We start from the raw sequence: 19,823 nt of genomic DNA, 5'->3' as shown, positions 1-19,823 counted from the left end.
ATTTTCAGCCAGGCCGGCGCGCGCCATCATCGGCTGATGGATACCTTGCTCGCGTTCTATCAGAACCTTGGCCCAGCCCTCGCATCGCTGGTGGTGATGACCTTTCTGCTGGCCGGCACGGTGAAAGGGGTGATTGGCCTCGGCTTGCCGACCATCGCCATGGGCCTGTTGGGCCTGGCTATGCCTCCGGCGCAGGCTGCCGCGTTGCTGATTGTGCCTTCGACCTTCACCAACCTTTGGCAGCTGGCGAGTGGCGGGCATCTGCGGGCGTTGCTGGTACGTCTGGGGCCGATGCTGGCAATGCTCTTCATCGGTACCTTGCTGGGCAGCGCCTGGTTGGGGATCGACAGCGGCCCGTGGGCCAAACATGCACTGGGCGCGGCCCTGCTGGCCTATGCGCTGTACGGGTTGGTCGGGGCTGGCCTGTGCCTGGCGCCGAGGCGCGAGCGTTGGCTGGGGCCGGCCTGCGGCTTGGTGACCGGCGTGGTCACCGCAGCGACAGGGGTATTCGTGATACCGGCGGTACCCTACCTGCAGAGCTTGGCCCTGAACCGTGAGCAGATGGTCCAGGCCCTGGGCCTGTCGTTCACGGTGTCGACGCTGGCCCTGGCCGTTGGCCTGGCCGGGCAGGATGCCCTGGGTGGCCAGGCCCTGGGGGCCTCGCTGCTGATGCTGGCGCCGGCCTTGCTCGGCATGCTGGCCGGGCAATGGCTGCGTCAGCGCATCAGCGCGCTGCTGTTCAAGCGCTGCTTCTTCTTCGGCCTGGCCGCACTTGGCGGCCATTTGCTCATCAGCGGCTAGCGGACGAGGCGCTGAGCATGTCGATCATCTGGATGTCGAAATCGCGCTCCAGGTAGTCCATGCGCTTGTCGAAGAACGCGGTCATGTGCGGCAGCGCCGAGTGCACATCCAGCGCGGCCTTGTCGGCCCAGACCTCGAAGAACACGAACAGGCTCGGGTCCTGCTTGTCGCGCAGCATGTGGTACTCGATGCAGCCCGGTTCCTGGCGGCTTGGCTCGACGTAGGCGCGGAACAGGGTTTCGAATGCCTCGGCCATTTCCGGACGGGTCTTGGCTTTGAGGATGAAGGCGTACTGCTCAGTCATGGGTCGCTACTCGTTGACGGGAGATGAGGCGATTCTACGGCAATAATGTGCCAGCCATTCGTGACTTGTGGTCAATTGTATTTTGCCCCTGCGCCACTGTATCCCCTGCCCGCGAGCCCCTAACCTGCCGACCTGAATTTTTCGCGAGGCTCACATGAAAAAGATCCTTCTGCTCAACGGCGGTAAACAGTTCGCTCACTCCGATGGCCGTCTCAACACCACCCTGCACGAAGCGGCCATGGCTCACCTGGATCGCGCCGGTTTCGATGTGCGCCAGACCTTCATCGATGGCGGCTATCACATTCAGGAAGAAGTGCAGAAATTCCTCTGGGCCGATGTAGTGATCTACCAGATGCCAGGCTGGTGGATGGGCGCGCCATGGACCGTGAAGAAATACATCGACGAGGTGTTCACCGCAGGCCATGGCAGCCTGTATGCCAACGATGGTCGTACCCGTTCGGACCACTCGCAGAAATATGGTAGCGGTGGCCTGGTACACGGCAAGCAGTACATGCTGTCGTTGACCTGGAATGCGCCGCAGCAGGCATTCGACGACCCCAGCGATTTCTTCGAGGGCAAGGGTGTGGATGCGGTGTATTTCCCGTTCCACAAGGCCAACCAGTTCCTCGGCATGACTGGCTTGCCGACCTTCCTGGCGGTGGATGTGATGAAGCGCCCGGATGTGCCGGCGGCGCTGGCGGCCTATACAGCACACCTGGACAAGGTGTTTGGCAAGGCGCAATAAGTGTTCGACCTGCCTGCCTCTTCGCGGGCTTGCCCGCTCCCACAGGTACTCCACAAGCTTTCAGGCCTGTCTGATCCCTGTGGGAGCGGGCGAGCCCGCGAAAGGGCCGGTACAGGCAGCGCTGGACTTGGCCGCGACAAGCGGCTATCTAGTCACAGCAGAGAGCAACCACAGGCCCCGATGTGAAAACCCGATCCGAAGAGCTCCAGGTATTCGTCACCGTCATCGACTGCGGCTCGATTTCCGCTGCTGCCGAGCAGATGGGCCAGACTCCGTCCGCCGTCAGCCGCACCCTGTCACGCCTGGAAGGCAAACTGGGCACCACCTTGGTCAACCGCACCACCCGACGCATGGACCTGACCGAAGAGGGCCGCTTTTTCCTCGAACGCTCGCGCCTGATCCTGGAGCAGATGGACGAGATGGAAGAGCGCCTGTCGATGAACCGCCAGACCCCTACCGGGCGTCTGCGCATCAACGCCGCTGCGCCGTTCATGCTGCATGCCATCCTGCCGTGGATCGGCGAGTTCCGCCGCCAATACCCCGGCATTGAACTGGAACTCAACACCGATGACCTGATCATCGACCTGCTCGAGCAGAGTACCGACGTGGCCATCCGCATCGGCGAACTGGCCGACTCCAGCCTGCACGCGCGCAGCCTGGGCTGCAGCCCGGTGCAGGTGCTGGCCAGCCCGGCGTACCTAGAACAGCATGGCACGCCGCTGCGGGTCGAGGACCTGGCCAACCACTGCCTGCTCGGCTTCAGCCAGCCCGAGTCGCTCAACCATTGGCCACTGCGCCATGCCCAGGGGGATCGCTGGAGCATCCGCCCGGCGCTGATCGCCTCCAGCGGCGAGACCTTGCGCCAGCTGGCGCTGGCGGGCGAGGGCATCGTCAGCCTGTCGCACTTCATGACCCACGAAGACATCCGCAGCGGGCGCCTGCAAGTGTTGCTCAGCGAAGCCAACAACGGCTATCGCCAGCCGATCCATGCGGTGTACTACCGCAATACCCAGCTGGCGCTGCGTATCCAGTGCTTCCTTGATTTCATCCAGCGCAAGCTGGCGATGTACGCCTGCTGAGTTGCCTGGACGCGACATGGCCTGCCCACAGGCGGCGAAACTTCCTGCTATTGATTGCGCAGTGGAAACGCTTCGGCCTTACTGACTGCTCAACAAAAACAACACCAAGGAAGTGTCATGCGTATGGTTCCGTTCCAGTACCTGGCTCTCGCAGCCGCGATCCTGAGCTGTTCCTCGGTTCATGCCGCCACCCTGGAAGGCGGCGCAGTGGCCGCGCCCGATCAATATGGTGCACAGGTGGCCGCCGATATCCTCAAGAAGGGCGGCAATGCGGTGGATGCGGCAGTGGCCACGGCGTTCACCCTGGCGGTTACTTACCCCGAGGCGGGCAACATCGGCGGCGGCGGGTTCATGACCCTGTTCGTCGACGGCAAACCCTATTTCCTCGACTACCGTGAAGTCGCGCCCAAGGCCGCTACGCGCAACATGTACCTGGACGACAAGGGCGAGGTCATCGAGAACCTAAGCCTGGTCGGGGCCCGTGCAGCTGGCGTACCGGGCACGGTAATGGGCTTGTGGGAGGCGCACCAGAAATTCGGCAAGCTGCCCTGGAGCGAGCTGCTGACTCCGGCCATCGGCTATGCGAAAAACGGTTTCAAGGTGGCAGAAAAGCAATACCAGTACCGCAACGATGCCCAGGGCATGTTCAAGACCGCGACCAATTTCAACGACTACTTCGGCAACATGAAAGTCGGTCAGCTGTTCAAGCAGCCAGAGATGGCGCAGACCCTGGAACGCATCGCCGACAAGGGCGTGAGCGAGTTCTACCAGGGCGAGACCGCCGACCTGCTGGTGGCGCAGATGCAGGCCGACAAGGGCCTGATCACCAAGCAGGACTTGCAGGACTACAAGGCGGTATGGCGTGAACCGATGGCTGTCAGCTGGCGTGGCAATGTGGTCTATACCGCGCCTCCGCCAAGCTCCGGCGGCGTCGCCCTGGCCCAGCTGCTGGGCATCAAGGAAGACCGCGCCGCGGACTTCAAGGGCGTGGCGCACAACTCGGCGCAGTATATCCACCTGCTGGCCGAGATCGAAAAGCGGGTGTTCGCCGACCGCGCCGACTACCTCGGCGACCCAGCCTTCACCCAGGTGCCAGTGGCGCAGCTGGTGGCCAAGGACTACCTGGCCAAGCGTGCCGCGCAGGTCAACCCGAAGGCCATTTCCGCGACCGACAAGGTCAAGCCGGGCCTGGAACCGCACCAGACCACGCACTTCTCGATCGTCGACAAGCAGGGCAATGCGGTCAGCAATACCTACACCCTGAACCTTGATTACGGCAGTGGCGTGGTGGTGAAAGGTGCCGGCTTCCTGTTGAACGACGAAATGGATGACTTCAGTGCCAAGCCGGGGGCGGCCAACGCGTTCGGCGTGGTAGGCGGGGATGCCAATGCCATCGCACCGGGCAAGCGCATGCTGTCGTCGATGAGCCCCAGCCTGATGACCCGCGATGGCAAGGTCGAGCTGGTCATTGGTACGCCAGGCGGCTCGCGGATCTTCACCTCGATCTTCCAGGTCATGAACAACCTGTACGACTATGGCATGCCGCTGGACAAGGCGGTGGCGGCGCAGCGTGTGCACCATCAGTTGCTGCCCAAGGACACCATCTACTTTGACAGCTACGCGCCGTTGACCGGGCCGGTGGCTGACGAGCTGAAGAAGATGGGTTATGTGCTGGAGGATCAGGGCTGGGAGATGGGCGACATCCAGGCGATCCGGGTGAACGGTGCGAAGCTGGAGACTGCTTCGGACCCACGTGGGCGTGGGGTCGGGATGATCGTCGAGTAATACCTGTTCCATCGCCGGGAGGGCTTTGCCCTCCATCGCGACACAAGGCCGTTCCTTACAGGAGATTGCAGGAGCGGCCTTGTGTCGCGACGGGCCGCAAAGCGGCCCCGAATTCCAGGGTCAGACGCGGAACTGGCTGACCAACGTCTGCAATTGCCCGCCCAACCGCGCCAGCTCCACGCTGGACGCTGCCGTCTCGTCACTGGCCGCCGCCGTCTGCTCGGACACATCGCGCACATTGAGGATGCTGCGGCTGATCTCCTCCGCCACCGCACTCTGCTGCTCCGCTGCCGCGGCAATCTGCTGGTTCATCGACTGGATGCTCGACACCGTGCTGGTGATGCTTTCCAGCGAGGCCCCGGCCTTGCGTGCCAGCTCGACGCTGCTGTCGGTCAGGGTACGGCTACCGTGCATGGCCGCGGCCACTTGCTGGGTACCGTGCTGCAGGCTGGCGATCAGTTCCTCGATCTCTTCGGTGGATTTCTGCGTGCGCTGGGCCAGCCCGCGCACTTCGTCGGCAACCACGGCAAAGCCACGCCCGGCCTCGCCGGCACGCGCTGCTTCGATCGCAGCGTTCAGCGCCAGCAGGTTGGTCTGTTCGGCCACCGACTTGATCACGTCCATCACGCTGCCGATCTTCTGGCTTTCCTGCTGCAGCAGGTTCATGGCCTCGGTGGAGCGGTGCATGTCTTCGGCCAGACGCTCGATCTGGCCAATCGCCTCGCCTACCACGCGGTCGCCGGCACGGGCTTCGTCATCGGCACCCGTGGCGGCATGCGATGCCTGTTCGGCGTTGCGCGCCACTTCCTGAACGGTGGCTGCCATTTCGTGCATGGCGGTGGCCACCTGGTCGGTCTCGACCTTCTGGCTGTTGGCGCCGGCGCTGGTCTGTTCGGTCACCGCCGACAGCTCCTCGGCGGCGCTGGCGATCTGGGTGACACCGTCGCGGATGCCGCTGATCAGCTCACGCAGGGTGCTGCCCATGCGCGCGATGCCCTGCTGCAGTACGCCCAGTTCGTCGCGGCGAGTAACCCGCAGTTGCTGGGTGAGGTCGCCGCTGGCGATTTTTTCCACCGCTGTCAGGGTGTCACGCAATGGGCGGGTGATCTGCCGCGTGATCAGCACTGCCGCCAGCACGCCGACCAGCAGCGCCAGCAGGGTGGCGATAGCCTGCAGGCTACGGGCCTGGCTGCTCTCGATGTCGCGGCGTTCCAGCTGGATCTGGTACAGCGCGTCGCTGCGCTTGACGATGTCGGCACCTTGCACGGTCATTTCGGCGCGTGCAGTGGTGATGTTGGCGACGGCGTCGCGGAACTGGCGCACAGCGTCACGGTAGGCCAGCACCGAGCCTTCGAACTGTTGCAGGCGCGAGTCTTCGCCGGGCAACTGGCGCTTGAGGCTGTCGATGCCGGCCAGGGCAGCATCCAGCTGGCGCAGGGCGGCCTGTTCGTTGGTAGCGCTGTTGTCGGCGATGTAGCCGCGGACGTCGATGCGTACCTGCAGCAGTTGCTGACGCGCCTTGCTGATCAACTGGTACTGGGCCAGGCGCACGCTGTCGGCTTCAGCGCGGGCGGTGACTTCCTGGCTGAGTGCGTCCATGGCCTGGTCGGCCTTGCTGGCCGAGCTTTCCATGGCCGCGCGCGCGGTGCGGGTGGCGTCGTAGCCCTGGCGCATCTTGTTCAGCGAGACCTTGTAGGCACTGATGGTTTCGCCCAGCTCATTCAGCAACTTGACGTTCTCGGGGCTCTTGAACGTGCTGGCCAGGTACGCCTGCTGCTTGCTGAAGGCGTCCAGCTTGGCCTGGGTGTTGGCGGCGGCGGCATCATCACCGTTGGCGATCATGTACTGCAGGCGCGCAATGCGCAGGTCGGTCAGGTCCTTGTTCAGCTGGCCGATATCGCCCATCCAGTTGCTGCGGTCGATCAGGCTGCCCAGGCTGGTCCAGCCAGTCAGGGCCAGCAGGCCGGTGAGAATCAGTACCAGACCGAAGCCCAGGCCCAGTTTGAGGTTGACGCTGATGTTGGCGAACCAGCTGTTCATGCACGCTCTCCAGAAGTTGTTTTCGCTCGATTTGTCTTCGATCGCCAGGCGTTGTTGTTCTGGATGCCTGCTGATTCGTGCAGGGGTTATCGGCCATGATGGGCGAAGCTGAAACGCTTTTTCAGCAAAAAGATGTACAAGCGCTTTTGGGGTAGGAGCGGCCTTGTGTCGCGAAAGGTTCACAAAGCGGCCCCTGCAATAGTCGCGTCAACGCTGAAATCCTGGGGCCGCTTGGCCCTTTCGCGACACAAGGCCGCTCCTACAGCGCTTGCGCCGGCCTGGCGAGAGGTGTCAGAGGTTACGGGCGCTGAAGGTATCGCAACTGTTCACTTCACCCTCGGCGAACCCGGCCTTGAACCAGCGTACCCGCTGTGCCGAAGTGCCGTGGGTGAACGAGTCCGGCACTACCCGCCCGCGGCCCTGCTGCTGCAAGCGGTCATCGCCAATCGCATTGGCGGCGTTCAGAGCTTCCTCGACGTCACCCGGCTCCAGCCAGTTCAGGCGCTTTTGCGCCTGGTAGGCCCACACCCCGGCCAGGCAGTCGGCCTGCAGCTCCTGGCGCACCAGCAAGCCGTTGTCACCTTCCAGGCGTTGGCCGCTGCGGCGTGCGGCGTCGACCTTGGCCGACACACCCAACAGGGTTTGCACGTGGTGGCCGATTTCATGAGCGATCACGTAGGCCTGGGCAAAGTCGCCGGCGGCCGCGAAGCGGGTTTCCATCTCGCGGAAGAACGACATGTCCAGGTACACCCGCTGGTCGGCGGGGCAGTAGAACGGCCCTACTGCCGCAGAAGCAAAGCCACAGGCCGAATTGACCTGGCCGCTGAACAGCACCAGCTTGGGGTCGCGGTATTGCTTGCCAGCCTCGGCGAACAGGGCTTTCCAGGTGTCTTCGGTGTCACCCAGGATCGAGGCGACGAACTCGGCCTGCTGGTCGTTGGCCGGCGGCGCCTTGCCGCCCACGCTGCTGGGCGCCTGCCGTTGCTGCTGCTCCATCTGGCCAGTGAGCTGGCCAAGAATCTGCAATGGGTCCTGCCCGGTGAGCCAGCCGATACCGACAATCAGCAGTACCGCGCCAAGCCCCAGCCCCTTGCCGCCGCCGAACCGCATGCCGCCGCCACCGCCACCTTCGCCTCGGGCATCGACCACATTGTCGCTGCGTCGGCCTTTTCGCCATTCCATGAAATGCTCTCCGGAGCGTGAAACAAGAAGACAAAGATTAGTTCACCACTGCGGCCGGTGTCAGGCCAACGTGTTCACTCATAACCATCTGGTTATGTCTTAGGCGGCTGATTTCAATATTCACCGTGCGCAGCTTGTCCGAAACTGCAAGTCCGCCTGCCACGCCCAGGCGTTCACATAATTCCAAGAGAGGAAACCGGCATGCCCGCCCAGGACACCAGCCGCTTCGTGATCCGTGATCGCAACTGGCACCCGAAAGCCCTTACGCCTGACTACAAGACGTCCATTGCCCGTTCGCCGCGCCAGGCACTGGTCAGCATTCCGCAGTCGATCAGCGAAACCACCGGCCCGGACTTTTCCCACCTGGGCTTCGGTGCCCACGACCATGACCTGCTGCTGAATTTCAACAACGGTGGCCTGCCGATCGGTGAGCGCATCATCGTCGCCGGGCGCGTCGTCGACCAGTACGGCAAGCCTGTGCCGAATACCCTGGTGGAAATGTGGCAGGCCAATGCCGGCGGCCGCTACCGGCACAAGAACGACCGTTACCTGGCACCGCTGGACCCGAACTTCGGGGGTGTCGGTCGCTGCCTGACCGACCGTGACGGCTACTACAGCTTCCGCACCATCAAGCCGGGCCCGTACCCTTGGCGCAACGGGCCGAACGACTGGCGTCCGGCGCACATCCACTTCGCCATCAGCGGCCCTTCGATCGCCACCAAGCTGATCACCCAGTTGTATTTCGAGGGTGATCCGCTGATTCCGATGTGCCCGATCGTCAAGTCGATCGCCAACCCGCAAGCGGTGCAGCAACTGATCGCCAAGCTCGACATGAGCAACGCCAACCCGATGGATTGCCTGGCCTACCGCTTCGACATCGTGCTGCGCGGCCAGCGCAAGACCCACTTCGAAAACTGCTGAGGACCCCGCCATGCCAATCGAACTGCTGCCGGAAACCCCTTCGCAGACTGCCGGCCCCTACGTGCACATCGGCCTGGCCCTGGAAGCGGCCGGCAACCCGACCCGCGACCAGGAGATCTGGAACCGCCTGGCCAAGCCTGATGCGCCTGGCGAGCATATCCTGCTGCTCGGCCATGTGTATGACGGCAATGGCCACCTGGTGCGGGACTCGTTCCTGGAACTGTGGCAAGCCGATGCCAATGGTGAATACCAGGATGCCTACAACCTGGAAAACGCCTTCAACAGCTTTGGCCGCACGGCTACCACCTTCGACGCTGGCGAGTGGACGGCACATACGGTGAAGCCAGGCGTGGTGAAAAACGCTGCCGGTGTGCCAATGGCACCGCACATCAACATCAGCCTGTTTGCCCGGGGGATCAACATCCACCTGCACACGCGCCTGTATTTCGATGATGAAGCGCAGGCCAATGCCAAGTGCCCGGTGCTCAACCTGATCGAGCAGCCGCAGCGGCGCGAGACCCTGGTGGCCAAGCGCTGCGAGGTGGACGGGAAAACGGCGTATCGCTTCGATATCCGCATTCAGGGGGAAGGGGAGACGGTGTTCTTCGACTTCTGAGTGAGGCCTGGGGCTGCAAAGCAGCCCCGGCTATCTGCACGTCAGCGCCGAACCAGCAGAACCCCACTCTCCATGTGGTGGGTATACGGGAACTGATCAAACAACGCACAACGCTCGATGCGGTGGGTGTCGTGCAACTGGGCAATGTTCGCCGCCAGCGTCTCCGGGTTGCAGGAGATGTACAGGATCCGATCGAAACGCCGGGTCAGCTCGCAGGTGTCCGGGTCCATCCCCGCGCGCGGCGGGTCGACGAACACCGTGCCGAAGTCATAGCTCTTCAGGTCGATGCCTTCCAGCCGGCGGAACGGCCGCACGTCATTCAGTGCCTGGGTCAGTTCTTCCGCCGACAGGCGCACCAGCCGCACGTTATCCACAGCGTTCTCGTCGAGGTTGCTCAGGGCGGCATTGACCGAGGTCTTGCTGATTTCGGTGGCCAGCACCTGGCGCACGCGGGTGGCCAGCGGCAGGGTGAAGTTGCCGTTGCCGCAATACAGTTCCAGCAGGTCGTCTTCGCGCTCGCCGAGCGCCTCGAAGGCCCAGCTCAGCATTTTCTGGTTCACCGCGCCGTTCGGTTGGGTGAATGCGCCTTCCGGCTGGCGATAGCTGAACACGCGGCCTGCCACGTCGAGTTTTTCCACCGCGTAGTCGCGGCCGATCACCAGGCGTTTGCCCTTGGAACGGCCGATCACGCTGACGCCCAGTTCGCCCGCCAGCTGCCGTGCAGCCACCTCCCAGGCCTCGTCCAGCGGGCGGTGATAGCACATCGTGACCATGGCATCGCCCGCCAGGGTAGTGAGAAACTCTACCTGGAACAGCCGGTTGCCGAGTTCTTCGCTGGCCTGCCAGGCCGCCTTCAAGCGCGGCATCAGGGCGTTGATACGCTGGCTGGCGATGGGGAAGTCGTCGATCAGGATCGCCTTGTGCTTCTCGCCCGGGGCGAACATGGCGTAGTGACGCTGGCCATCTTCACGCCACAGGCGGAATTCGGCGCGCAGGCGGTAGTGCTCGCGCGGCGAGTCGAAGACAGCCGGCTCCGGCGCAGCGAACGGCGCCAGCAGCTCGCGCAGCCGGGCCACCTTGGCGTCCAGCTGGGTGGCATAGGAGGAGGGGTCGAAAACAGCACTCATGCGTTGAACCAGCCCAGCTTGATGACGAACAGGATGGAAAGGATCACCAGGGCCGGGTTCATGTCGCGGTGGCGACCGGAAATCAGCTTGACGGCGGTCCAGGCGATGAAGCCGAAGGCGATGCCGTTGGCGATGGAGTAGGTCAGCGGCATTGCCAGGGCGGTCACCACCACCGGTGCGGCCTCGGTGACGTCGTCCCAGTTTATTTCCGCCAGGCCCGAAGCCATCAGCACCGCGACGAACAGCAGCGCCGGGGCGGTGGCGAAAGCCGGCACGCTACCGGCCAGCGGAGCGAAGAACAGCGCCAGCAGGAACAGCACGGCGACCACGATGGCGGTCAGGCCGGTGCGGCCACCGGCGCTCACGCCTGCGGCGGATTCGATGTAGCTGGTGGTGGTCGAGGTGCCCAGCAACGACCCGGCCATGGCTGCGGTACTGTCGGCGATCAGCGCACGGCCCATCTTCGGCATGTGCCCGTCCTTGCCCATCAGCCCGGCACGCTTGGCCACGCCGATCAGGGTGCCGGAGTTGTCGAACAGGTCGACGAACAGGAAGGCGAAGATCACGCTGACCAGGCCCACGTCCAGCGCACCGGCGATGTCCAGCTGGAGGAAGGTCGGGGCCAGCGACGGCGGCATGGAAACGATGCCACCGAAGGGCGTCACGCCCATCACGATCGAGGCGATGGTCACGGCAAGAATGCCGATCAGCACCGCGCCGCGCACTTTCAGCGATTCCAGGCCGACAATCAGGAAGAAGCCCAGGGTGGCGAGGATCGGTGCCGGCTGCTTGAGGTCGCCCAGGCCCACCAGGGTGGCCGGGTTATCGACGACGATGCCGGCGTTATGCAGGGCGATCAGCGCCAGGAACAGGCCGATACCCGCGGCGATGGCCGAACGCAGTGGCAGCGGGATGCTGTTCACGATCCATTCGCGGATGCGGAAGATCGACAACAGGAAGAACATCACCGCCGACAGGAACACCGCGCCCAGTGCCACCTGCCAGGTGTGGCCCATGTGCAGCACCACGGTGTAGGTGAAGAATGCGTTCAGGCCCATGCCCGGTGCCAGGGCGATCGGGTAGTTGGCGATCAGGCCCATGGTCACCGAACCGATGGCCGCGGCCAGGCAGGTGGCGACGAAGACCGCGCCCTTGTCCATGCCGGTCTCGCCGAGGATGCTCGGGTTGACGAACAGGATGTAGGCCATGGCCAGGAAGGTGGTGACGCCCGCGAGAATCTCGGTGCGCACATTGGTGTTGTGTGCTCTTAGTTGAAACAGCCTTTCCAGCATGCCCGCTCCCCGAGGCGCCCCAGGCGCCATCAATCTATCGACCCCAACAGCAAAGCACAGACCGTACCGGTTGCCGTGGTTTTGTGCGGGGCGGAAAAAAGCCGCGCATCATACCAGCATGCTCGGCGGGGGCCTATGGCTGTTGGGGAATGGGTGCTGTATAGCCTGTACCGGCGCCTTCGCGGGCACAGGCTGTGTCTCAACCGTTATGCAACCGATCCCGCTTGGCCAGTGTCGGGAACAGTCTTATCCACACCCCGGTCACCACCAGGGTGCCAATACCACCCATCACCACCGCCGGCACTGTGCCAAACCAGTGCGCCGTCACCCCCGATTCGAACTCGCCGAGCTGGTTCGAGGCACCAATGAACAGGCCATTCACCGCGCTGACCCGGCCGCGCATTTCATCCGGTGTTTCCAGCTGCACGAAGGCGCCGCGGATGACCATGCTGATCATGTCCGCTGCACCCAGCACCACCAGTACCGCGAGCGAGAACCAGAACGAGGTCGACAGGCCAAAGGCAATGGTCGCCACGCCGAATACACCCACTGCCGTGAACATCGTTCGCCCCACGTTGCGCTCGAACGGGAAACGCGCCAGCCACAGCGACATCAGCAACGCCCCCACCGCCGGCGCCGAGCGCAGCAGGCCCAGGCCCAGTGGCCCGGTCAGCAGGATGTCCTTGGCGAACACCGGCAGCAGCGCGGTGGCCCCACCGAGCAATACGGCAAACAGGTCGAGCGAGATGGCGCCGAGGATGTCCGGCCGGCTGCGGATGAAGCGGATGCCGGCCAGCAGCGATTCGATGCTGGCACGCCCTCGCTGGGCTACCTGGCCGCGTGCCTCCAGGCTCAGGGTCAATATGCAGGCGATGGCATACAGGGCCACGGTCGGGCCGTACACCCAGAGGCTGCCGAATGCATACAGGAAACCACCCAGGGCGGGCGCCACGATGGTGGCCGACTGGGTAGCCGATGCCGATGCCGCCACCGCGCGTGGAAACAGCCCGGCTGGCACCACATTGGGCAGCAACGCCTGGGTCGCCGGCATCTCGAAGGAGCGCGTGGCGCCGAGCAGGAAGGCCAGGGCGAAGATCAGTTCGCGGGTGACGTTGTCGGTGGCGCTGCCCACTGCCAGTGCCAGGGCGATCAGGCCCTGCAGGCTCTGGCACAGGGCGGCGACCTTGCGCCGGTCGTAGCGATCGGCGACATGCCCGGTGTGCAACATGAACAGCACACGCGGGGCGAACTCGACCAGGCCGACCAGGCCCAGGTCCAGTACGTTGCCAGTCAACTGGTAGAGGTGCCAGCCAATGGCCACGGTGAGCATCTGGAAACCGCTGGCGGTGAACACGCGGGCCAGCCAGAAGGCCAGGAAAGGTCGGTGGTGACGCAGTAACTGCGGAGCGGAATCGGGCATCGGAAACCTGGGGCCTCGGCGCGGTAGAGGGGCTCGCAGCGTATCATCTGTTTGTAACAAATGGTTGCTGTTTGCCCGGAGCGGCACTTTTCCGGGCCTTTTTGAAGAGGGTGGGGCAACCGGTCACGCGGCAATCAACCGCACGGCCCGGCGCGCCATTCAGGACTATGCTTCCTAGCATTCGTTGATCTGGATCAATCGTTGCTTTTGCAACGGCTGGCCGACGATGTGGCCCTACGGGCCGGAATCCCTGCGATCGAACAGAACAATTCCAACACGCCGCACTCGATAACCGTGGGGGCAGTGGGCGACGGGGCCAGCAGCCCGGACGCCGGATTATCTGAAGAGGAAGCACCATGTTCGGAATAGAGGCCCTAGAGCTCGCCCGAATGCAGTTTGCCTTTACCGTTTCGTTCCACATCCTGTTCCCGGCCATCACCATTGGCCTGGCCAGCTACCTGGCCGTCCTCGAAGGCCTCTGGTTGCGGACCGACAACCAGGTCTACCGTGACCTTTATCATTTCTGGTCGAAGATCTTTGCCGTCAACTTCGGCATGGGCGTGGTCTCCGGCCTGGTCATGGCCTACCAGTTCGGCACCAACTGGAGCCGCTTCTCCGACTTTGCCGGCGCCATCACCGGCCCCTTGCTCACCTACGAGGTGCTGACCGCGTTCTTCCTCGAAGCAGGCTTCCTCGGCGTCATGCTGTTCGGCTGGAACCGCGTCGGCCGCGGCCTGCATTTCTTCTCCACGGTGATGGTAGCGCTCGGCACGCTGGTCTCGACCTTCTGGATCCTCGCCTCCAACAGCTGGATGCAAACCCCGCAAGGCCACGAGATCATCGATGGGCGGGTGGTGCCGGTGGACTGGCTGGCGGTGGTGTTCAACCCTTCGTTCCCCTACCGCCTGATGCACATGGCCACCGCCGCGTTCGTTGCCACGGCGTTCTTCGTCGGTGCCTCGGCGGCCTGGCACCTGCTGCGCGGGCGCGATAACCCGGCGGTGCGCAAGATGCTGTCGATGGCCATGTGGATGGCCCTGATCGTGGCGCCGATCCAGGCGGTGATCGGTGATTTCCACGGCCTCAACACGCTCAAGCACCAGCCGGTGAAGATCGCCGCGATCGAAGGCCACTGGGAGAACGTGCCCGGCGAGCCGACCCCGCTGATCCTGTTCGGCATTCCTGACATGCAGGCCGAGACCACCCGCTTCAAGCTTGAAATCCCGGCGCTCGGCAGCCTGATCCTGACTCACAGCCTGGACAAGCAGGTGCCGGCGATGAAGGAGTTCCCGCCGGAGGACCGGCCCAACTCGACCATCGTCTTCTGGTCGTTCCGGATCATGGTCGGGTTGGGCCTGTTGATGATCTTCGTCGGCCTGTGGAGCCTCTGGCTGCGCAAGCGCGGCACGCTCTATACCTCGCGCCCGTTCCTGCACCTGGCCTTGTGGATGGGGCCGTCCGGGTTGATCGCCTTGCTGGCCGGCTGGTTCACCACCGAAATTGGCCGCCAGCCGTGGGTGGTGTACGGCCTGATGCGGACGGCGGACGGTGTGTCCAACCACAGCTACGCCCAGCTCGGCTTCACCCTGGTGGCCTTCGTGGTGGTGTATTTCGCCCTGTTCGGTACCGGCCTCGGCTACATGATGCGCCTGGTGCGCAAAGGCCCGCAGACCGGCGAAGGCGACGAGCACAGCAGCGGTGGCCCCGGCACCAAACGCACGCCGGCGCGGCCGCTGTCCGCCGCCGATGATGGCCGTGAGGCCAACTCCGCCAGCCTGAGCAAGGAAAACTGAGCCATGGGTATCGACCTTTCGCTGATCTGGGCCGTGATCATCATCTTCGGCGTGATGATGTACGTGGTGATGGATGGTTTCGACCTCGGAATCGGCATGCTCTTCCCGTTCGTCAAGGGCGAGCGTGACCGCGATGTGATGATGAACACCGTCGCCCCCGTCTGGGACGGTAACGAAACCTGGCTGGTACTGGGAGGTGCCGGGCTGTTCGGCGCGTTCCCGATGGCCTACTCGGTGGTGCTGGAGGCGCTGTACCTGCCGTTGATCCTGATGCTGATCGGCCTGATCTTCCGCGGCGTGGCCTTCGAGTTCCGCTTCAAGGCCAAGGACGACAAGCGCCATATCTGGGACAAGGCGTTCATCTGGGGCTCGCTGGTGGCCACCTTCTTCCAGGGCGTGGCCCTGGGCGCGTTCCTGGAGGGCTTCAAGGTAGTCGACCGGCATTTCGCCGGTGGTACGCTCGATTGGCTCACCCCGTTCAGCCTGTTCTGCGGCCTGGGGCTGATCGTTGCCTATACCCTGTTGGGCTGCACCTGGCTGATCATGAAGACCGAAGGGGCGCTGCAGCAGAAGATGCACGACATTGCCCGCCCTCTGGCGCTGGTGTTGTTGGCGGTGATCGGCATTGTCAGCCTGTGGACACCAATCGCCTACCCGCAGATCGCCGACCGCTGGTTCAGCATGCCTAACCTGGTCTGGTTCATGCCGGTGCCGATCCTGGTGCTGGTGACCTTCTACGGCTTGCTCAAGGCGGTGGCGCGCAATGCGCACTACACGCCGTTCCTGCTCACCCTGGTGCTGATCTTCCTTGGTTACAGCGGCCTGGGCATCAGCCTGTGGCCGAACATCATCCCACCGTCGATCTCGATCTGGGATGCCGCGGCGCCACCGCAGAGCCAGGGTTTCATGCTGGTCGGTACGCTGTTCATCCTGCCGTTCATCCTGATGTACACCTTCTGGAGCTACTACGTGTTCCGCGGCAAGGTTACCCACGAAGACGGCTATCACTAGGGAGGCCGCATGATGGCTGGCAAGCATGGCTTGGAGGAGAAAAAGCCCCTGTGGCAGCGGCTGGGCTGGCTGCTGCTGATCTGGGCGATGAGCGTGGCAGCGCTGGGTGTTGCGGCCTGGGTGATGCGCCTGTTCATGGGGGCAGCGGGGTTGACCACCCATTGAACCAAGGGGGCGCTTTGCGCCCCTTTTGCAACACAAGGCCGGATCGCGATCATTCAGTCAGTCGCGTCTCCCTGTAGGAGCGGCCTTGTGTCGCGATGGGCTGCAAAGCAGCCCCAACGGCCTATTTACGAGCCTTCAGGATGACGAACTTGGGCGTAGCCGCCACCTGCTCCACGCCACGGAACAACCGCGCCAGCTTGCTGTGATAACCCAGGTGCCGGTTACCCACGATATACAGCGCCCCGCCCACCACCAATGCCTCACGCGCCTGCTGGAACATGCGCCAGGCAAGGAAATCGCCCACCACCTGCTGCTGGTGGAACGGCGGGTTGCACAGCACCACCTCCAGCGACTGTTTTTCTACCCCGGCCAACCCATCGGCTGCCTCGAACACCGCCGGGCGCTCGCCCAGTGCGGCCTGCCAGTTTTCCCGCGCCGATTGCACCGCCATGTACGACTCATCGACCAAGGTGTAATGCGCATCCGGGTTGGCCAGGGCGCTGGCAATCGCCAGCACACCGTTGCCGCAACCCAAGTCCGCCACCCGGGCACGGCCCAGGTCGCGTGGCAGGTGCGGCAGAAAGGCGCGGGTGCCGATGTCCAGGCCTTCACGGCAGAACACGTTGGCGTGGTTGACCAGCTCCAGGGCCGGCGCGTCGAGGCGATAGCGGCTGGGGTAGGGCGACCGGGCGAGCGGCCGCGTGGCCAGCGTCGCCGTCAGCAAGCGGGCCTTTTTCTGCGCCAGCGAGGCCTGCACCGGGCCGATGTATTTCTCCATCAGGTCACCGGCAGCCCGGGGCAGGTGCTTGATCATCGCCCCGGCAATCACCTGTGCACCCGGCGCCAGGTGGCCTTGCAGGCGGATCAGTTGCTCTTCGAGCAAGGCCAGGGTCTTGGGCACCCGCAGCAGCACTCGATCGAACGAGCCTTGCCAGGTTTCGCTGGCCGGGACGAAGGGCACGCTGTCGAACGGCAGGCCATTTCGCGACAGGTTTTTTTCCAGGGCCAGGTGCGCCAGGTGCGAATCGCCACTACTGACCACGTGCAGCTTGCCCGCCAGGCTGGCAGCCAGGGCGCCGAAGCTGTCATTGAGCACCAGCACCCGGCAATCGGCCGCCGGGGCCTGTGCGTGCATCTGCGCAAGCAGGTATTCGTCGGCTGCATCGAAAGCCTGCAAGGGGTCGTTGGCCTGATCCGGCTGGCGGATCAGGTCGAGTTCGGCGTAGGGAGTGGTCAACAGGGGCATGGCGTCTGGCTCGGGAACGATCTGCCCGTTGCGGTTCGCCCCGGGCTTTGCCGGGCGATTCTACAGGGCTTTGCCCGGGGTCGCAGGTTTGCTGGTCAGATCCAGCCGCGCAGGGCGGCAATGGCGACGGCGCCGGCCTTGTTGGCAGCGCTGGTCTTGGTGATAACGCTGCGGATATGGAAATTCACCGTGCTTTGCGACAGTGACAGGATGCAGGCCACGTCGGCAGCGGTCTTGCCGGCGGCTGACCATTTCAATACTTCCAGTTCCCGTTTGCTCATCTTGGGCTGCGGGGGGCACAGTGCATTCAGGTGGTATTCACCAAGCACCGCATGCAGGGTATGGCACAGCCACTGCACACTGCCAGCCTTGTCGTAGAGTTCGGTAATGCCGATGGTGCCGGTGGGCCTGGCCACGCTGATCTGGCTTTCATTGTGCTGCAAGTCGTGCAATGACTGTGTCCAGCCATGGCACAGGCCATACTGGCAGGCTGCTTGACGAAACTTCGGGGCTTCACGATACAGGTCGTCATTCCAGAGCACGGGCATGGTCGAGCTGTGGCTCGCATTGGCGGCGGCGTCCTGCTTGTAGAACTCATCGCGCTGGTAACGCTCGATCCATTCTTTCGGGTAATTGCTGTAGAGGTACAACCGTGGCGTTTGCGTCGCGATCTGGATGCGAACGTTCAGTCCCAGGTAAACCATGTCCAGGTTCTGGGCCAGGTGCACTGCGATATCAAACAGTCTTTGGGGTCTACGCTCACTGACGAACGCATGAAGATATTCGGGTTTCCAGTGACGCATCTGACACTCCTTGCTGACGCAGTAGCAGTCCAATCCGTTTGGGGACCCGATTGATTGTAGGAAAAGACCTACCAAGGCGTTGGGATTTTTTTGTTACAGCGAGCAGGATTATCCGCGACCTAGGCAGGTTCACCGTTGGTGAGGCCCTACAAAGCAGTGGTTTTTATCCGCGCCACTTTGCGCGACACTGTGCGCATGCCAAACCTGGAGCCCGATATGACCGCTAGCGCCGAAAAGTTCACCCGCCAGTCCCTGCTCGATGTTCAGCCGCTGACGCCGAACCTCTTCAGTCTGCGGGTCACGCGCGATGCGGGGTTTCGCTTCCGTTCCGGCCAGTTCGCCCGCCTGGGCGTGACCAAGGCTGATGGCAGTGTGGTATGGCGCGCCTATTCGATGGTCAGCGCCCCCCATGACGAGCATCTCGATTTCTTCTCCATCGTGGTACCAGGGGGCGAATTCACCAGCGAGCTGAGCCGGCTGGAGGTGGGCGATACCTTGCTGATCGACCGCCAGGCCTTCGGCTTCCTGACCCTGGACCGCTTCGTCGGTGGCCGCGATTTATGGTTGCTCGCAACCGGTACCGGCATTGCGCCGTTCATGTCGATTCTGCAGGACTTCGAGGCCTGGGAGCGTTTCGACAATATCAAGCTGGTGTACTCGGTGCGTGAAGCGAAAGAGCTGGCTTATGTGGATGAAATCGCCGGGTTGGAGCAGCGCGATTACCTGGCCGAATTTGCCGGCAAGTTGCAGTTCATTCCGGTGGTCACCCGCGAGCAGCATGCCGGGGCCTTGAGTGCGCGCATTACCACGCTGATCGAGAATGGCGAGTTGGAGAAGGCTGCGGGGCTGGAGCTGTCACCGGAACATTCGCGGGTGATGCTGTGTGGTAACCCGGAAATGGTCGACGAGACACGCAAGGTACTCAAGGCGCGGGACTTGCAGCTGAGCCTGAGCAAGCGGCCGGGGCAGGTGGCGGTGGAAGCCTACTGGTAAGGCGATTGGGGCTGCAAGGCAGCCCCTGGTGCTCTCAAGGCAGGCGGTTCTGGTTCTGCGCCTTGAGCAAATCGCGAATTTCGGTCAACAGGGTCTCTTCGGCACTCGGCACGGGTGGTGCAGTCGGCGCCACGGCCTCTTCACGCTTGAGCCGGTTGATTGCCTTCACCCCCATGAAGATGGCAAACGCCACAATCAGGAAGTCGATCACGGTCTGGATGAACTTGCCATAGGCCAGTACCACAGCCGGTGCATCACCTTCGGCGGCCTTCAGGGTAACGGCCAGGTCGCTGAAGTCGACACCACCGATCAACAGGCCCAGTGGCGGCATGACCACGTCACCAACGAAGGACGAGACGATCTTGCCGAAGGCTGCGCCGATGATGATACCGACCGCCATGTCGACGACATTGCCTTTGACCGCGAAGGCCTTGAACTCACTGATCATGCCCATGTTTGGTTCCTTGTAACAAAAGGTAAGGTTTACGCAGTGTAAGCCA

19 protein-coding genes and 1 pseudogene are annotated in these 19,823 nt (G+C 63.4%); 10 read left to right on the top strand and 10 right to left on the bottom strand.

Annotated features, from left to right (window positions below):
- Window positions 1-36 precede the first annotated feature (36 nt).
- Entirely contained in the window at window positions 37-801 is a 765-nt protein-coding gene (locus tag JKP78_RS14905; protein WP_200626885.1) for a sulfite exporter TauE/SafE family protein, read from the top strand.
- Here the strand turns inward: JKP78_RS14905 and JKP78_RS14900 are convergent.
- On the bottom strand, window positions 791-1,105 hold the full coding sequence (locus JKP78_RS14900; protein ID WP_170032652.1) for a putative quinol monooxygenase: 315 nt from the start codon (window positions 1,103-1,105) through the stop codon (window positions 791-793). The genes JKP78_RS14905 and JKP78_RS14900 overlap by 11 nt on opposite strands.
- A 154-nt stretch (window positions 1,106-1,259) precedes the next feature.
- On the opposite strand from JKP78_RS14900, the gene JKP78_RS14895 reads away from it, so the two are divergent.
- The 3 genes from JKP78_RS14895 to ggt all read left to right on the top strand — a co-directional run bounded on the left by JKP78_RS14895 (window position 1,260) and on the right by ggt (window position 4,714).
- A complete protein-coding gene (locus tag JKP78_RS14895; protein WP_200626884.1) occupies window positions 1,260-1,850 on the top strand; it encodes an NAD(P)H-dependent oxidoreductase in 591 nt (196 codons plus the stop codon).
- 182 nt (window positions 1,851-2,032) lie between these two features.
- Entirely contained in the window at window positions 2,033-2,929 is an 897-nt protein-coding gene (locus JKP78_RS14890) for a LysR family transcriptional regulator (protein ID WP_186685478.1), read from the top strand.
- Window positions 2,930-3,046: 117 nt separating this feature from the next.
- Window positions 3,047-4,714 (top strand): gamma-glutamyltransferase, encoded by a 1,668-nt coding sequence (ggt, locus tag JKP78_RS14885; protein ID WP_200626883.1) that lies wholly within the window; start codon window positions 3,047-3,049, stop codon window positions 4,712-4,714.
- 120 nt (window positions 4,715-4,834) lie between these two features.
- On the opposite strand, the gene JKP78_RS25470 is transcribed toward ggt, so the two are convergent.
- From JKP78_RS25470 to ypfJ, 3 genes and pseudogenes are all read right to left on the bottom strand, one after another.
- Window positions 4,835-5,698, bottom strand: coding sequence for a methyl-accepting chemotaxis protein (locus JKP78_RS25470; protein WP_420831062.1), 864 nt, complete (start codon window positions 5,696-5,698; stop codon window positions 4,835-4,837).
- Window positions 5,690-6,619 (bottom strand): annotated as a pseudogene (locus JKP78_RS25465) (methyl-accepting chemotaxis protein); the annotation flags it as partial. The pseudogene JKP78_RS25465 and the gene JKP78_RS25470, both read right to left, overlap by 9 nt.
- A gap of 426 nt (window positions 6,620-7,045) precedes the next feature.
- On the bottom strand, window positions 7,046-7,936 hold the full coding sequence (gene ypfJ / locus JKP78_RS14875; RefSeq protein WP_186685472.1) for a KPN_02809 family neutral zinc metallopeptidase: 891 nt from the start codon (window positions 7,934-7,936) through the stop codon (window positions 7,046-7,048).
- A 201-nt stretch (window positions 7,937-8,137) separates the two neighbouring features.
- Between ypfJ and pcaH the strand changes: the two genes are divergently transcribed.
- Entirely contained in the window at window positions 8,138-8,857 is a 720-nt protein-coding gene (pcaH, locus tag JKP78_RS14870) for a protocatechuate 3,4-dioxygenase subunit beta (protein ID WP_186685470.1), read from the top strand.
- Between the two features lie 10 nt (window positions 8,858-8,867).
- Entirely contained in the window at window positions 8,868-9,473 is a 606-nt protein-coding gene (gene pcaG / locus JKP78_RS14865; RefSeq protein WP_170032638.1) for a protocatechuate 3,4-dioxygenase subunit alpha, read from the top strand.
- A gap of 41 nt (window positions 9,474-9,514) precedes the next feature.
- Here pcaG and trmA read toward each other — a convergent pair whose 3' ends face one another.
- The 3 genes from trmA to JKP78_RS14850 all read right to left on the bottom strand — a co-directional run bounded on the left by trmA (window position 9,515) and on the right by JKP78_RS14850 (window position 13,312).
- Window positions 9,515-10,600 (bottom strand): tRNA (uridine(54)-C5)-methyltransferase TrmA, encoded by a 1,086-nt coding sequence (gene trmA / locus JKP78_RS14860; protein ID WP_200626882.1) that lies wholly within the window; start codon window positions 10,598-10,600, stop codon window positions 9,515-9,517.
- Window positions 10,597-11,892, bottom strand: coding sequence for an NCS2 family permease (locus JKP78_RS14855; RefSeq protein ID WP_200626881.1), 1,296 nt, complete (start codon window positions 11,890-11,892; stop codon window positions 10,597-10,599). The genes trmA and JKP78_RS14855 overlap by 4 nt, the downstream gene beginning before the upstream one ends.
- 199 nt (window positions 11,893-12,091) lie before the next feature.
- Window positions 12,092-13,312, bottom strand: a complete 1,221-nt coding sequence (locus tag JKP78_RS14850; RefSeq protein WP_186685465.1) for an MFS transporter — start codon at window positions 13,310-13,312, stop codon at window positions 12,092-12,094.
- Between the two features lie 356 nt (window positions 13,313-13,668).
- Between JKP78_RS14850 and JKP78_RS14845 the strand changes: the two genes are divergently transcribed.
- Genes JKP78_RS14845 through JKP78_RS14835 form a run of 3 tightly spaced genes read left to right on the top strand, consistent with a single transcriptional unit; the run spans window position 13,669 to window position 16,281 of the window.
- Window positions 13,669-15,105 carry a cytochrome ubiquinol oxidase subunit I gene (locus JKP78_RS14845; RefSeq protein ID WP_186685463.1) on the top strand — a complete coding sequence of 479 codons (1,437 nt, stop codon included), beginning with the start codon at window positions 13,669-13,671 and terminating at the stop codon, window positions 15,103-15,105.
- A gap of 3 nt (window positions 15,106-15,108) precedes the next feature.
- A complete protein-coding gene (gene cydB / locus JKP78_RS14840; protein WP_170032629.1) occupies window positions 15,109-16,116 on the top strand; it encodes a cytochrome d ubiquinol oxidase subunit II in 1,008 nt (335 codons plus the stop codon).
- A gap of 9 nt (window positions 16,117-16,125) precedes the next feature.
- Window positions 16,126-16,281 carry a DUF2474 domain-containing protein gene (locus JKP78_RS14835; RefSeq protein ID WP_186685460.1) on the top strand — a complete coding sequence of 52 codons (156 nt, stop codon included), beginning with the start codon at window positions 16,126-16,128 and terminating at the stop codon, window positions 16,279-16,281.
- 121 nt (window positions 16,282-16,402) lie between these two features.
- Here JKP78_RS14835 and JKP78_RS14830 read toward each other — a convergent pair whose 3' ends face one another.
- Together JKP78_RS14830 and JKP78_RS14825 are read right to left on the bottom strand one after the other, a co-directional pair.
- Entirely contained in the window at window positions 16,403-17,527 is a 1,125-nt protein-coding gene (locus JKP78_RS14830) for a methyltransferase (RefSeq protein ID WP_200626880.1), read from the bottom strand.
- 95 nt (window positions 17,528-17,622) lie between these two features.
- Window positions 17,623-18,330, bottom strand: a complete 708-nt coding sequence (locus JKP78_RS14825) for an autoinducer binding domain-containing protein (RefSeq protein ID WP_186685458.1) — start codon at window positions 18,328-18,330, stop codon at window positions 17,623-17,625.
- Window positions 18,331-18,546: 216 nt separating this feature from the next.
- Here JKP78_RS14825 and JKP78_RS14820 point away from each other — a divergent pair, with 216 nt between their 5' ends.
- Window positions 18,547-19,323, top strand: coding sequence for a ferredoxin--NADP reductase (locus JKP78_RS14820; RefSeq protein WP_186675253.1), 777 nt, complete (start codon window positions 18,547-18,549; stop codon window positions 19,321-19,323).
- A gap of 34 nt (window positions 19,324-19,357) precedes the next feature.
- Here JKP78_RS14820 and mscL read toward each other — a convergent pair whose 3' ends face one another.
- A complete protein-coding gene (gene mscL / locus JKP78_RS14815) occupies window positions 19,358-19,777 on the bottom strand; it encodes a large-conductance mechanosensitive channel protein MscL (RefSeq protein WP_186675251.1) in 420 nt (139 codons plus the stop codon).
- Window positions 19,778-19,823 lie beyond the last annotated feature (46 nt).

The sequence above is a fragment of the Pseudomonas sp. LAM2023 genome (assembly GCF_016620375.1).
GTDB classification, from domain to species: Bacteria; Pseudomonadota; Gammaproteobacteria; order Pseudomonadales; family Pseudomonadaceae; genus Aquipseudomonas; species Aquipseudomonas anuradhapurensis.
This window is presented reverse-complemented; position numbering and strand designations above follow the sequence as displayed.

Coding starts and splice junctions, on each gene's coding strand:
- JKP78_RS14845 (WP_186685463.1), top strand. CDS start 13,669: ATGTTCGGAATAGAGGCCCTAGAGCTCGCCCGAATGCAGTTTGCCTTT.
- pcaG (WP_170032638.1), top strand. CDS start 8,868: ATGCCAATCGAACTGCTGCCGGAAACCCCTTCGCAGACTGCCGGCCCC.
- mscL (WP_186675251.1), bottom strand. CDS start 19,777: ATGGGCATGATCAGTGAGTTCAAGGCCTTCGCGGTCAAAGGCAATGTC.
- pcaH (WP_186685470.1), top strand. CDS start 8,138: ATGCCCGCCCAGGACACCAGCCGCTTCGTGATCCGTGATCGCAACTGG.
- JKP78_RS14850 (WP_186685465.1), bottom strand. CDS start 13,312: ATGCCCGATTCCGCTCCGCAGTTACTGCGTCACCACCGACCTTTCCTG.
- JKP78_RS14825 (WP_186685458.1), bottom strand. CDS start 18,330: ATGCGTCACTGGAAACCCGAATATCTTCATGCGTTCGTCAGTGAGCGT.
- JKP78_RS14830 (WP_200626880.1), bottom strand. CDS start 17,527: ATGCCCCTGTTGACCACTCCCTACGCCGAACTCGACCTGATCCGCCAG.
- JKP78_RS14855 (WP_200626881.1), bottom strand. CDS start 11,892: ATGCTGGAAAGGCTGTTTCAACTAAGAGCACACAACACCAATGTGCGC.
- JKP78_RS14820 (WP_186675253.1), top strand. CDS start 18,547: ATGACCGCTAGCGCCGAAAAGTTCACCCGCCAGTCCCTGCTCGATGTT.
- ypfJ (WP_186685472.1), bottom strand. CDS start 7,936: ATGGAATGGCGAAAAGGCCGACGCAGCGACAATGTGGTCGATGCCCGA.
- cydB (WP_170032629.1), top strand. CDS start 15,109: ATGGGTATCGACCTTTCGCTGATCTGGGCCGTGATCATCATCTTCGGC.
- JKP78_RS14895 (WP_200626884.1), top strand. CDS start 1,260: ATGAAAAAGATCCTTCTGCTCAACGGCGGTAAACAGTTCGCTCACTCC.
- JKP78_RS14905 (WP_200626885.1), top strand. CDS start 37: ATGGATACCTTGCTCGCGTTCTATCAGAACCTTGGCCCAGCCCTCGCA.
- trmA (WP_200626882.1), bottom strand. CDS start 10,600: ATGAGTGCTGTTTTCGACCCCTCCTCCTATGCCACCCAGCTGGACGCC.
- JKP78_RS25470 (WP_420831062.1), bottom strand. CDS start 5,698: ATGGGCAGCACCCTGCGTGAGCTGATCAGCGGCATCCGCGACGGTGTC.
- JKP78_RS14900 (WP_170032652.1), bottom strand. CDS start 1,105: ATGACTGAGCAGTACGCCTTCATCCTCAAAGCCAAGACCCGTCCGGAA.
- JKP78_RS14835 (WP_186685460.1), top strand. CDS start 16,126: ATGATGGCTGGCAAGCATGGCTTGGAGGAGAAAAAGCCCCTGTGGCAG.
- ggt (WP_200626883.1), top strand. CDS start 3,047: ATGCGTATGGTTCCGTTCCAGTACCTGGCTCTCGCAGCCGCGATCCTG.